General features: G+C 42.0%; 11 protein-coding genes and 3 tRNA genes. 6 read left to right on the forward strand and 8 right to left on the reverse strand.

The window, feature by feature from the left end:
- The first annotated feature begins 66 nt into the window (after nucleotides 1-66).
- Genes RMB03_RS02190 through RMB03_RS02215 form a run of 6 tightly spaced genes read left to right on the forward strand, consistent with a single transcriptional unit; the run spans nucleotide 67 to nucleotide 6,314 of the window.
- Nucleotides 67-2,919 (forward strand): monovalent cation/H+ antiporter subunit A, encoded by a 2,853-nt coding sequence (locus tag RMB03_RS02190; RefSeq protein ID WP_311073516.1) that lies wholly within the window; start codon nucleotides 67-69, stop codon nucleotides 2,917-2,919.
- Nucleotides 2,916-3,284 (forward strand): Na+/H+ antiporter subunit C, encoded by a 369-nt coding sequence (locus RMB03_RS02195; protein WP_005037171.1) that lies wholly within the window; start codon nucleotides 2,916-2,918, stop codon nucleotides 3,282-3,284. The genes RMB03_RS02190 and RMB03_RS02195 overlap by 4 nt, the downstream gene beginning before the upstream one ends.
- The gene (locus RMB03_RS02200; RefSeq protein ID WP_311073518.1) at nucleotides 3,284-5,095 is read left to right on the forward strand and encodes a monovalent cation/H+ antiporter subunit D; all 1,812 of its coding nucleotides are present in this window, start codon (nucleotides 3,284-3,286) and stop codon (nucleotides 5,093-5,095) included. The genes RMB03_RS02195 and RMB03_RS02200 overlap by 1 nt, the downstream gene beginning before the upstream one ends.
- A gap of 2 nt (nucleotides 5,096-5,097) precedes the next feature.
- Nucleotides 5,098-5,625 (forward strand): Na+/H+ antiporter subunit E, encoded by a 528-nt coding sequence (locus RMB03_RS02205; protein WP_005037176.1) that lies wholly within the window; start codon nucleotides 5,098-5,100, stop codon nucleotides 5,623-5,625.
- Entirely contained in the window at nucleotides 5,622-5,897 is a 276-nt protein-coding gene (locus RMB03_RS02210) for a monovalent cation/H+ antiporter subunit F (RefSeq protein WP_005037177.1), read from the forward strand. The genes RMB03_RS02205 and RMB03_RS02210 overlap by 4 nt, the downstream gene beginning before the upstream one ends.
- 12 nt (nucleotides 5,898-5,909) lie before the next feature.
- Complete coding sequence (locus RMB03_RS02215; protein WP_017391372.1) at nucleotides 5,910-6,314, forward strand: Na+/H+ antiporter subunit G; 405 nt, start codon at nucleotides 5,910-5,912, stop codon at nucleotides 6,312-6,314.
- Nucleotides 6,315-6,374: 60 nt separating this feature from the next.
- Here the strand turns inward: RMB03_RS02215 and RMB03_RS02220 are convergent, their stop codons facing one another.
- From RMB03_RS02220 to secG, 8 genes are all read right to left on the reverse strand, one after another.
- On the reverse strand, nucleotides 6,375-6,776 hold the full coding sequence (locus RMB03_RS02220; protein ID WP_003654587.1) for a ribosome-binding factor A: 402 nt from the start codon (nucleotides 6,774-6,776) through the stop codon (nucleotides 6,375-6,377).
- Nucleotides 6,776-9,475 carry a translation initiation factor IF-2 gene (gene infB / locus RMB03_RS02225; protein WP_005037181.1) on the reverse strand — a complete coding sequence of 900 codons (2,700 nt, stop codon included), beginning with the start codon at nucleotides 9,473-9,475 and terminating at the stop codon, nucleotides 6,776-6,778. The genes RMB03_RS02220 and infB overlap by 1 nt, the downstream gene beginning before the upstream one ends.
- A 10-nt stretch (nucleotides 9,476-9,485) precedes the next feature.
- Entirely contained in the window at nucleotides 9,486-10,970 is a 1,485-nt protein-coding gene (gene nusA / locus RMB03_RS02230; RefSeq protein ID WP_311073523.1) for a transcription termination factor NusA, read from the reverse strand.
- Between the two features lie 36 nt (nucleotides 10,971-11,006).
- Entirely contained in the window at nucleotides 11,007-11,531 is a 525-nt protein-coding gene (rimP, locus tag RMB03_RS02235; protein ID WP_005037183.1) for a ribosome maturation factor RimP, read from the reverse strand.
- A gap of 215 nt (nucleotides 11,532-11,746) precedes the next feature.
- Nucleotides 11,747-11,823, reverse strand: a tRNA-Met gene (locus RMB03_RS02240).
- 89 nt (nucleotides 11,824-11,912) lie between these two features.
- Nucleotides 11,913-11,989, reverse strand: a tRNA-Met gene (locus RMB03_RS02245).
- Nucleotides 11,990-12,030: 41 nt separating this feature from the next.
- Nucleotides 12,031-12,115, reverse strand: a tRNA-Leu gene (locus RMB03_RS02250).
- 56 nt (nucleotides 12,116-12,171) lie between these two features.
- Nucleotides 12,172-12,501 carry a preprotein translocase subunit SecG gene (gene secG / locus RMB03_RS02255; RefSeq protein ID WP_005037186.1) on the reverse strand — a complete coding sequence of 110 codons (330 nt, stop codon included), beginning with the start codon at nucleotides 12,499-12,501 and terminating at the stop codon, nucleotides 12,172-12,174.
- Between the last annotated feature and the right edge of the window lie 7 nt (nucleotides 12,502-12,508).

Consider the following 12,508-nt stretch of genomic DNA (forward strand, 5'->3'; position numbering starts at 1 on the left):
ATCTCTTTGAATTCCTATCTGTTCTGAAATTAAAATTTCACTTTTAGGTCTCGGCCTAAATCACATATGGATACGAGTGTGCTACCGATAATTATCTTATTACCGTTAATATTAGGCACCACCCTTGTTTCATTGCTTCAACGGTTCTCGCGTGGAGTAACGGCTTTAGGGGCAATCGGAGTCAGTTTAACCAGTTTTGGTTTATTACTGGCTCAAGCAAAAACTGTGCTTGGTGGTGCAAGCATTCAACAAAGCTGGGATTGGTTACCTCAATTAGGAATTAATCTAAGCTTCAGACTCGATGCTCTTGGTTTACTATTTTCTCTACTTATTACCGGTATCGGTACACTCATTTATATATACGCCTACTACTATCTTGGCCCTAAAAATTCTTTAAGCAAACTATATGCTTTACTCATGCTGTTTATGGCAGCAATGCTGGGTATTTCGCTCTCTAATAATCTTATTATTTTATTAGTCTTTTGGGAGCTCACCAGTATTTCATCTTTTTTATTAGTGGGTTACTGGAGTCATTATGAAGCTGCTCAACGCGGCTCTCGAATGGCACTCACCATTACAGGGATGGGCGGTTTGGCGTTATTGGGTGGATTTGTTCTATTAGGACAAATCACTGGAACCTATGAAATTAATGACATCATGGGCATGAAAGATGCCATTCAAGCCCATTCCCTATTTATTCCAATGTTATTGCTTATCTTGCTTGGTGCATTTACGAAGAGTGCTCAGTTTCCATTTCATTTTTGGTTACCCAACGCAATGGCTGCGCCCACTCCGGTGTCTGCCTACCTACACTCTGCAACCATGGTAAAAGCCGGGATCTTTCTGCTTGCCCGCTTACTGCCAATTTTTGTAGGTGCTGCGATCTATCACAATATCGTGACGTTTGTCGGCCTATTTACACTTTGTATGGCAGCATGTTTTGCCATTTTCAAAGAAGACTTAAAAGGTTTACTCGCCTATTCAACAATTAGCCATTTAGGTCTTATTGTCTGTCTACTTGGAATAGGTTCGCCTTTAGCAGTTGCTGCTGCCATTTTTCATATTATTAACCATGCGACATTTAAAGCAGCGCTCTTCATGCTTGCAGGGATTATTGACCATGAAACTGGTACACGTGATCTTCGAAAACTCAGTGGTATTTGGCAATTACTTCCTTTTACAGCCACATTAACCATGATCACCGCTGCTTCTATGGCAGGGGTACCACTCACCAATGGCTTTATTTCTAAAGAGATGTTCTTTACCGAGCTATTGGCGAATCTTTCAGGTTCAACGGTTATCTTTGCCAGCATTATTGCAACTCTGGCTGGTATCTTTGCAGTAAGTTATTCAATTCGCTTAGTGCATGGCGTGTTTTTTGATGGCCCAATTGGTAAACAAGTTCCAAATAAAGATGCACATGAACCCCCGATCGGCATGCGTGCGCCCGCCATTCTTCTTGCTGTGCTATGTATCTTGGTTGGAATTTTACCTTCTTTATTGGTAGAACCACTGGTCAATAGCGTAACGAGAGCAAGCTTGATGCAACCAGAATTTGCAGGAACTCATCTTGCAATCTGGCACGGATTCAATGCTCCTCTCATTATGAGTATTATTGCTTTAGTGGGTGGCTCACTCTTCTATTTTGCTTTGGCAAAAGATGGCATGATTCGTAAAATTGACCTTGACCCACGTCTTGGCAGATTACAAGGCCGTATTTTATTTGATTTATTTTTAAAACATCTGTTGCTCACCAGCCGAAAAATCAAACAAAAAACTGAAAATGGCTCATTGCAAAGTTACTTGTTCTTGATCATTGCTTTTAGCATCATCATGGTAACCATGCCGCTACTTAATCAAGGGCTTACTACAGGCACACGTGAACTCACTCATGCCCCATGGATTGCCATCGTTCTCTGGCTGACCTTATTCTCGGGTTGCTGGATGATGCTATGGTTCCACCATGAACGTATTAAAGCAGTCCTCATTAGTGGTGCAATTGGTCTGGTTGTAACGATGGTATTTGTCACCATGTCAGCTCCAGATTTGGCATTGACGCAAATTACTGTGGATGTTGTAACCACTGTTCTTTTATTAATGAGTTTATCTTTACTTCCACAGCTAACGCCTTATGAATCTCTGCGCTCAAGACGTTTAAGAGATGCCGCTTTAGCCATTGTTGGAGGCTTAGGGATAGGCTGGATTACGTGGCTGATTTTAACTCGTGATCATAATTCGATTTCATGGTTCTTTGCCCAACAATCTTTACCACTCGGTGGTGGTTCAAATATTGTAAATGTCATTTTAGTTGACTTCCGTGGTTTCGATACCTTTGGTGAAATTACGGTACTAGGAATTGCGGCTATTGGATCACTTTGCCTCATGGATGGCATGCGTGTACATGGTACAACCATGACCCAAGGCCTCACCTACCGTTTTAATCCATCTCCGCTCATGTTCCGTATTACAGCCTCTTGGGTGTTGCCATTAGCGCTTGTCGTGAGTGTTTATATCTTTATGCGCGGTCATAACTATCCGGGCGGTGGCTTCATTGCAGGTCTAATCACCTCAATGGCGTTAATCATCCAATATATTGCGCTAGGTCAAGACCAAACTGAACAATTACTCAAAGCAAAATCAGGGCGTCTTTACGAAGTCTGGATTGGTTCAGGTTTAACAATTGCTGGGCTTACTGGTGTAGCTGCATGGGTCTGGTTACGCCCATTCCTCACCAGCGCGCACGTGTATGTTGAATTACCAATTTTAGGAAAACTACATTTGGCTTCAGCTGCAAGTTTTGACTTAGGCGTTTATATCACCGTTGTTGGTGCAACGATGTTGCTCATCTCTGTATTGGGAGACTCTCGCCACTCAAGTATGTCTGGTCCTGTAGTACCACATCGGGAGGAATCATCATGATCAGTTTAGAATTCTTATTGGCTTCTGCTATTGGTTTACTTGTTGCCACAGGTATTTATCTGATTTTACGTGCTCGTACTTTCCCTGTCGTGCTTGGATTAGCTGTAATTGGCTATGCTGTAAACCTATTTTTATTTGCTATGGGCCGATTACAAATCAGCTCACAAGCAATTTTAACCGAAACAACAAAAATAACCGATCCACTTCCTCAAGCGCTGGTGTTAACAGCCATTGTGATCGGTTTTGCAACCACCGCTTTTATTGTACAACTGGCGCTGCGTAGCCGTTATGAGTCAGGTAGTGATCATGTTGATGCTAAAGAAGACATCTCTCCAACATACGACCCACGCGAGGATGAGCCGTAATGTTTGATTTTTTATCTTTCTGGCAAGAACATGCGCCTATTTTTAGCATTCTCATCCCGGCATTTACTGCTTTTATATTATTACTGCTCGGCAACCCTGGAGCAGGTGCTTTAAAAGATGACTGGCGACAACCATGGCGTCGTGGCATTAGTCTTGTTTCGGCAATTGCTGGATTAATTACCGCAATTGTATATTTGAGCTTTGCAAGCACGGGCCAGATTACCATTTACCAACTGAGTGAATGGTCAGCACCGTTTGGTATTGTACTCGTATTAGATCGCCTTTCTGCTTTTATGCTGGTACTGACCTATGCACTAGTCGTCCCAGTTTTATGGTATGCAAGCGACAATTGGGATACCCGTGGTCGCTATTTCCATGCCATGGTTCATTTCTTGTTAATGGGTATCTGCGGAGCATTTTTAACAGGCGATTTATTTAACCTTTTCGTCTTTTTTGAAATCTTGTTGATGGCTTCATATGTTTTGCTTTTACATGGACAAGGCAAGCCACGCTTTCAGCTAGGTGTTCACTACGTCATTATCAATCTTTTAGCCTCTGCCCTATTCTTAATTGGCCTTGGTATGATTTATGGTAGTGTGGGTAGCCTCAACATGGTGGATGTTTCACGTCTTATCCCCACACTCGAAGCAGATCAACATAAATTAGCCGTAGCAGGTGCGTTACTTTTATTTGTAGTGTTTGGCATTAAAGCAGCTATGCTTCCTGTAGGTTTTTGGCTACCAAAAACTTATGCTATTGCAAGTACGCCTGTAGCTGCAATTTTCACCATTATGACCAAGGTCGGTATATATTCGATTTTGCGTGTGAATGGAACTGTATTTGACGATGCGCTTAGCCAAGAAATCTTAAAAAGCTGGTTACTTCCTATTGGTTTAATTACATCACTCTATGGTGTGATTGGAGCAATTGGAGCAGATCGATTACGTCGCTTTGTCGGGTTTATGGTGCTTTCTTCAATTGGCACCTTGCTCACGGCAATTGCCATGTCGAATACACAAGCATGGTCTGGCGCATTATATTACTTAGTGCACAGTACGCTGATTGGAGCGGCTTTTTATCTATTTTGTGGATGGATAACCTCACAACGTGGAGATTTCAAAGATCACTTAAAAGTTGCCCCAAGAATCAAACAAGAAAAAGCGGCTATGCTGACTTATTTCTTGATTGCCATGATGCTCGCGGGTTTACCACCTTTTAGTGGTTTCCTTGGAAAAGTATTCATTTTACAAGCGACCGTTGAAACCAGTTATCAAGCATGGATCATTGGTGTGGTACTTGTTGTTAGCCTATTAAGTATTATTGCTCTAACACGTGTTGGTTTTATCTTGTTCTGGCGAGCAACACCTCCTGAACAAGATCCAATCCATCCCGCTTATATTCTTTATCGGGCCTTACCAGAACGAGCTCCACCACGTAATGATAAAGTCATCTATGTGTTACTTGCTGGCTTAATGGCTTATGTCGTATTTGCTGCACCTATTCAGCATTACACATTAAGTACTGCTCAGCAGATTCAAGACCATGCGCTTTACCAACGCACTATTCTTAAAGTAGATCAAAACGGTGAATTTATCAGCGTGCAACCCTTTGATCCCGCTTACCTACCAGAAACTAAATATGGGGGTGAAGTTGAAGATCATAATGCTTACCTCATTCCTGATATTATTTCGAAAGATACCTTTAATGGTGAACATATTTCAGAATATAAACATCGACAAATTCAGCAACAGGACAAACTACAAACACCTACCATTGTTGATGAAAGTCAATTGAAACCTATGGAGCCATAACAATGCAGTTATCTCATTTGCTTGAACGCTGGTTTCCACATCCATTTGTTTCCGTTCTTATCATTTTATTCTGGCTGATGCTGTCACATAGTCTTGATGCCAGTGATCTTTTGACGGCTGTGCTTTTAGGCTTGATCATTCCTCGTTTAGTCAAACCGTTCATTACCCGCACACCGCATATTCACTGGAAACCTGCTGTTAAATTATGCTTTGTAGTGCTTTGGGATATTGTCATTTCTAACTTTCGAGTAGCAAAGCTCGTTTTAGGGCCTACCAAAAATTTACATCCTAAATGGTATCGTGTGCCACTAGAAACGGAACATGAGCAGGTCAATACATTACTGGCGATGATCATTACGACAACGCCTGGTACTGTCTCTGCCGGTATTGATCAGGAACGTGGAGATATTTTGGTTCACGCCTTGAGCACGGATGATACCGAATCTGACATTCAAGACATCAAACAACGCTATGAAATTCCACTTATGGAAATTTTTGATGTAAAAAGCGAAACGGAGGCAAGTGTATGACAATCCTACCCTATGCTCTAGGTATTAGCTTAATTGCCATTACAATCTCTATGCTACTTTGTCTTTTCCGAATGGTAATCGGTCCATCAATTGTAGATCGACTTTTAGCACTCGATACTCTTTTCTTAAATGCAACTTGCCTCATTGTTGTGCTAGGCATTTACTGGATGACGACCTCTTTATTTGAAGGAGCGCTACTGGTTGCTATGCTAGGCTTTGTGTCTACAGCAGCTTTAGCTCGTTACTTCACAACCGGTCATGTTGTCGATTAAGGAGAGATCAAAATGCAGTTTGTAATGGAAATTATTGTTTCGGTCTTTCTGATTTTTGGCGCTTTCTTTATGTTAGTCGGCTCAATTGGTATGGTCCGCTTACCTGACTTATTCATGCGCTTACATGCACCCACAAAATCGAGTACGTTAGGATTAGGCAGCTTCTTGATTGCTTCCATGATCTTTTTTGCTTTTCAAGGCCGCTTTGGTTTTGCCGAGCTACTGATCACACTTTTAGCTTTTATTACCGCACCGGTTTCAGCAAATTTAATTGCTCAAGCTGCGCTACATTTACGTTTACGCTCGCTTAGTGGAGAAGTTCCTGAAGCAATTGAACGCCCTTTGCCTTGGGATCGTTATAAAATTGGACAGCGTTTCTCACAAAATAAACCACCTATGGACCCTCCTAAAGAATAGGAAAAAAAGACAACCAATAAAAAAGCCACCCGAAGGTGGCTTTTTTATTTTTAAGTTATATTACTGTTCGTCATCTGACTCGCGTTTCGGTAAATCATTTACCGCTTTCTCGATCAGACCAAACATATAGTTACCATAGGCATTCGTCTTGTCATAATGGAAACGCAATCTTGGCGTAATACGTGTCTTGATACGACGACTCAATTCATGACGCAAGAAACCAGAAGCTTTATTTAATACATCTAAAGTTTCTTTATTTGCTGCTTCACTTTGCTCATCACCAAGCTCACGTCCCATTACAGTGACATAAACTTCAGCATAACCCATGTCTGCACTGACTTTCACCGCCGAGATGGTCACTAGACCACCTAAGCGAGGATCTTTAAGCTCCTGACGGATCAGCTCAGACAACTCACGTTGCACTGAATCCGCCATGCGCTTTAAGCGTTGGCTACCCGCCATTAAAGACTCCGTTTAATCAATTGAACATCATAGACTTCAATTTTGTCTTTCACTTTGATGTCTTTATAACCTTTCACCGCAAGACCACATTCCATACCGGCACGAACTTCTTCAACCACTTCTTTATAGCGACGAAGAGATTCTAACTCACCTTGGAACACAACCACGTCATCACGTAATACGCGAATCGGTTTATTACGATGCAATACACCTTCAAGTACCATACAGCCTGCTGCTGCACCAAACTTACTTGAGTGGAATACTTCACGTACTTCAGCAACACCCAAGATAGTTTCACGATGTTCAGGAGCAAGTTTACCACTCATGGCATCTTTCACATCATCAATCAATTCATAGATGATGCTGTAGTAACGAATATCGATACCGTCTTGGTCACTTCTCTGACGAGCAGTCGTATCGGCACGAACGTTAAAGCCCAACAATACAGCTTCTGAAGATTCAGCAAGAATCACATCAGACTCAGTAATCGCACCAACACCCGAACTAATTACACGAACTTTTACTTCATCAGTAGATAATTCATGTAAAGCTGCATTCAATGCTTCTAAAGTACCACGTACGTCAGTTCTTAAAACAACGTTCACTGTAGGAACATCTTTTTTGCCCATTGACGACATGATATTTTCAAGGCGCATTGCGCTTTGACGATCAATACGTTTTTGACGTTCACGGTCAGCACGAGCATCAGCAACTTCACGTGCTTTCTTCTCGTCATTTACAACAAGAACTTCATCACCTGCCATTGGAGCATCTGGAAGACCCAGAATTTCTACTGGAATAGATGGTCCTGCTGATTTAATAGGCTTACCATTTTCATCAGACATTGCACGGACACGACCATATGATGAACCTGCAAGAACGAGGTCACCAATGTTTAATGTACCGTTTTGAACAAGAATAGAAGTTACTGCACCACGGCCTTTATCAACACGCGCTTCAATAACAACACCTTGTGCAGCACCTTCAGCAGATGCTTTTAATTCCATCAATTCTGATTGAATAAGAATTAAATCAAGAAGTTCATCAATACCTTGTCCACTGTGCGCAGAAACCTTAGCAATCGGAACATCACCACCCCATTCTTCTGGAACGATTTGTTTCGTTGTTAATTCATTTAACACACGGTCTACATCAGCAGATTCTTTATCCATTTTGTTGATTGCAACAATAATTGGAGTTCCTGCTGCACGCGCATGGTCAATTGCTTCTGCAGTTTGTGGCATTACACCGTCATCTGCTGCGACAACCAATACAACGATATCCGTTGCTTTAGCACCACGTGCACGCATTGAAGTAAACGCAGCATGTCCCGGTGTATCAAGGAATGTAATGATTCCTTTGTCTGTTTCAACGTGATATGCACCAATATGCTGGGTAATACCACCTGCTTCGCCTGCCGCCACTTTCGAACGACGGATACGGTCAAGCAATGATGTTTTACCATGGTCAACGTGACCCATAATGGTAACAACTGGCGGACGAGTTGTTTGCTCACCACGTGCTTCTTCAGCCGCTTCAAGCAAGTTATCTTCCGCTTGTGTATCAGAAACTAAAACAGGGTTATGGCCCATTTCTTCAACAACAAGTGCTGCTATATCTTGATCAATAGCTTGTTCTTGATTAACCAACTCACCCATTTTCATAAGTGATTTGATAACTTCACGTACTTTAATCGCCATTTTTTGAGCAAGATCGGCAACAACAATGCTTGAACCGATTTCTACATCATAAACTTGCTTTTTAACTGGCTTTTCAAATCCATGCTTATTTGCCTGACTTGATTTTAAACCACGTTTGTTATGGTTAACAAAGCTTTGCTCTTCTTGACCACGACGACCACCTTTTTTACCCGCACGTGGGTTAGTGGTTGCGCCACCGCGTTTAATTTCACGGTCTTCTTGCTTAAATGAATCTTCATAAGCTTGGCCAACTAGACCTGAAGCAAGTGGAGAATCATCAATCACACGAATTGTAGTAGTAGCTTCGTCATTTGAATACTTAGACGCCATTTTGCGCATTTGTTCAAGTGTACGTTGCTGAGCTTCTTCAGCCGCTTTACGACGCGCAGCTTCTTCAGTTGCTTTTAACTGAGCTGTTTGTGCTTCACGCGCTTTCTTTTGCTCTAATGTTTCTGCTGGTTTTGGTGCAGGTTTTACTGTACCACCACCACGTCTTTTCACGACTACAGCAGCTTTAGGAGCTGTCTGAGCAGCGCTATCTTGTTGATGAGCAGCACGCATAGCATCTAAAGTTGCTTTTGCTTTTTGCTCTGTTTGAAGACGCGCGTTTTGCTGTGCAGTGTCACGCGTTTGCTGCTCTACACGTGTTTTAGCTTCAGCTTCTGCACGTGCTTTAGCTTCAGCTGCAATTTGTTCAGGGTTTGGTTTAGCAAAAACCTGTTTTTTACGTACTTCTACGTTAATTGTTTTTGCTTTACCTGAAGTACTTGCAACTTTAGCGGTACTGGTTGTTTTACGTTTCAACGCAATTTTTCCTGTGTTACCACTTTCCTGACCATGTACTTTTTTCAAATGATTGACTAAAGTATCCTGTTGTTCAGTGGTAATAATATCGTCTGCTGTACGTTGAGGCAAACCTGCTTCACGAGCCTGTTCTAGGAGCTTCTCAACAGGACGTTCTACACTGAGAGCTAACTCTTTAATCGACTTGTCCGTCATATTTCATCTCCTAGTTAAACCATGATTCGCGAGCTTTCATGATCAATTGACCTGCTTTTTCATGATCAAGTCCTTCAATATCAGAGATATCGTCAGTAGCCTGATCTGCCAAATCATCGACAGTAATAATACCGCGAGCGGCAAGCGAGTAAGCGATCTCAGAAGTCATGCCTTCCATTGTTAGAAGGTCTGCGCTCGGTTCTTGAATATTTTCTTGCTGTTTCAAAGCATCAGTAAGTGCTGCTTCTTTTGCACGACTTTGCAATAACTCAACCAATTCGGTATCAAGCTCAATTTCGTCAAAAGTTTCAGCTGGAACATAAGCAATCTCTTCTAAAGAGGTAAAGCCCATTTCCACCAATGCCATTGCTAAATCTTCTTCAATATCGAGACGTGATACAAACATGTCAAGATATTGCTGAGCTTCATTTTGCTGACGAGCACGATACTCTTCTTCAAGCATCATGTCGAGTTTGTAGCCAGTTAAATCAGAAGCCAAGCGAACATTTTGGCCTTGTGAGCCAATCGCGCGAGCCAATTGATCGCTGGTTGCAAAAATAATATCGGCACTTCTTGCATCTTCATCAAGCACGATGCCTGAAACATCAGCTGGTTCTAATGCACTTGCAATGTACTGAGCTGGATCATCAGACCAGACCACTACATCAATACGTTCACCGTTTAACTCTTGTTGTACCGCTTGAATACGCGTACCACGCATACCAATACATGCACCTACAGGGTCAATACGATGGTCATTTGTTTTCACTGCAATTTTAGCACGAACGCCTGGTTGACGTGCCGCTGCTTTAATTTCAATAATTTCTTCAGAAATCTCAGGAATTTCTTTTTTCATTAAAGCAATTAACATTTCAGGCTTAGCGCGTGATAACAATAACTGAGCGCCACGACCTTCACGGTTCACATTGTATAAAATAGCGTTCATACGTTGTTTTGGACGAAGAATTTCTTTAGGAATCATTTCTTCGCGCGCAAGATAAGCTTCAGCGTTGTCGCCTAAATCGATAATAAAGCCATCTTTGGTTTGTTTTTTCACTTCACCGTAAATCAACTCACCAACTTTAGACTCGTATGCATCAGCAACTAACGCACGCTCAGCTTCACGAATTTTTTGTACAATAACTTGTTTTGCAATTTGTGCAGCGATACGACCAAACTCAATAGATTCTACTTCGAGTTCACGTACATCACCAATTGACCATTTAGATGGGTCAAGGTCAGAAATCGCATCTTGGCAAGCTGGCATTTCATGATCTTCATCTGCCACAACAGTCCATTGACGGAACGTACTGTAATCACCAGTTTTACGATCAATTTCTACACGAAGCTGAGCTTCTTCAGCATGCGTACCTTCATAAAATCTTTTCTTCGTTGCAGCAACTAGAGCTTGTTCTAAAGCCTCGAAGATCGCTTCACGACTAACACCTTTTTCATTACTAACCGTTTCAACAACGGTAAGAATTTCGCGGCCCATAAGTCACCTACCGATTTCTTATAAAATTTAATAAATTTAATCTTGATAGATCAAGTTCGCTTTATCGATATTGTTGCTGTCGATCTCAAGCACGTGCTTCCCATCAACTTCAACCTGAATTTCTTCATTTTCAAGGTCTACTGAGATAAGTTTTGCTTGAAATTTACGACGGTTTTCTACTGCTGCAATCAAACGCAAAGCAATTTGTTGTCCAATGTAGCCTTGTAACTGTTCTAGTTGAAAAAATGGACGATCCCAGCCCGGGGAAGAAACTTCTAATGAATACTCACCTGAAATTGGATCATGAACATCCAGCATTGCGCCAACTTGTTGTGTTACACGCACACAATCTTGTACACCAATACCACGGCCTTGTTCTACTTCGCCATCTTCATTAAGTACAGGCTCAGCATCTTCACTTACCGCTTTATCGATATAAATACGCAATAATGAACGTTTGCCTTGTGGGAGAAACTCGATTCCCCAAAGGTCGACACCACATGCTTGTACTGCAGGAACAATTAAGTCATGCAATGCTTGGGATTTATTTGATAATTTCATTTACTCTCGTCATTCTCGTGCGATTCAATCGGTTGTTTTAACCGACACAGACCTACTATAGTGAAGCATGACTATTTGACCAATTGATGTCGAAACTACACGATAGCGATACGATAACCAATAAAAAAGGGCGTTAATCGCCCCTATCTTGCACAGAAAACAATAGTCCACTGTGCAAAAAGGCCCACTTGTCTGTGAGCCTCTTTTAAGAAACTTGGTAGCGGGAGCTGGATTTGAACCAACGACCTTCGGGTTATGAGCCCGACGAGCTACCAGACTGCTCCATCCCGCATCAACGTGCAAAAATTATATACAAATATCAAATAAAGTCAATGTAAACTTACTAGATATTTGCCTGATTAAGTTGCACCTTAATCAAATTGGTAGCGGGAGCTGGATTTGAACCAACGACCTTCGGGTTATGAGCCCGACGAGCTACCAGACTGCTCCATCCCGCAACAAAAACAAACTACTTGCACTCAACTTTCTGGTTAAAAGCTGGTGCGGAAGGGGGGACTTGAACCCCCACGCCCGAAGGCACTACCACCTCAAGGTAGCGTGTCTACCAATTCCACCACCACCGCAGCTTGTGGGACGCATTCTAGTGCTTCCAACCACAAAAGGAAAGCCTTATTTCGATTTATTGACTCGTTTTTGGTGCATTTGGTGAAGTTTCAGGCGATGTTGTTTGAATTGGTGCTGTCGTCTGTACAGTTTTTAAACTATATGCCTCAGTAGTCTGTTTTTTCGCAAAAACAGCTAAGGTTAAACTAGTCACAAAAAACAATGCTGTTAACACAGCAGTAAGTCGAGTAAGGAAGTTAGCAGAACCCGATGCGCCAAATACAGTGGCTGCTCCGCCACCGCCGAAAGAAGCACCAGCATCCGCACCTTTACCGTGTTGCACTAGAATCAAGCCAATCATCAGTACCGCTAAAATAATATGTACGATCAGTACAAAAGAGTGCATACCCTAT

Origin of the sequence: Acinetobacter sp. V91_7, from assembly GCF_031799075.1 — a bacterium.
GTDB classification, from domain to species: Bacteria; Pseudomonadota; Gammaproteobacteria; order Pseudomonadales; family Moraxellaceae; genus Acinetobacter; species Acinetobacter calcoaceticus.

Bases quoted from the DNA above. Each gene is read 5' to 3' on its own strand.
- rimP (WP_005037183.1), bottom strand. From the start codon at position 11,531: ATGAAATTATCAAATAAATCCCAAGCATTGCATGACTTAATTGTTCCT.
- RMB03_RS02215 (WP_017391372.1), top strand. From the start codon at position 5,910: ATGCAGTTTGTAATGGAAATTATTGTTTCGGTCTTTCTGATTTTTGGC.
- RMB03_RS02205 (WP_005037176.1), top strand. From the start codon at position 5,098: ATGCAGTTATCTCATTTGCTTGAACGCTGGTTTCCACATCCATTTGTT.
- RMB03_RS02195 (WP_005037171.1), top strand. From the start codon at position 2,916: ATGATCAGTTTAGAATTCTTATTGGCTTCTGCTATTGGTTTACTTGTT.
- RMB03_RS02220 (WP_003654587.1), bottom strand. From the start codon at position 6,776: ATGGCGGGTAGCCAACGCTTAAAGCGCATGGCGGATTCAGTGCAACGT.
- secG (WP_005037186.1), bottom strand. From the start codon at position 12,501: ATGCACTCTTTTGTACTGATCGTACATATTATTTTAGCGGTACTGATG.
- infB (WP_005037181.1), bottom strand. From the start codon at position 9,475: ATGACGGACAAGTCGATTAAAGAGTTAGCTCTCAGTGTAGAACGTCCT.
- RMB03_RS02200 (WP_311073518.1), top strand. From the start codon at position 3,284: ATGTTTGATTTTTTATCTTTCTGGCAAGAACATGCGCCTATTTTTAGC.
- RMB03_RS02210 (WP_005037177.1), top strand. From the start codon at position 5,622: ATGACAATCCTACCCTATGCTCTAGGTATTAGCTTAATTGCCATTACA.
- nusA (WP_311073523.1), bottom strand. From the start codon at position 10,970: ATGGGCCGCGAAATTCTTACCGTTGTTGAAACGGTTAGTAATGAAAAA.
- RMB03_RS02190 (WP_311073516.1), top strand. From the start codon at position 67: ATGGATACGAGTGTGCTACCGATAATTATCTTATTACCGTTAATATTA.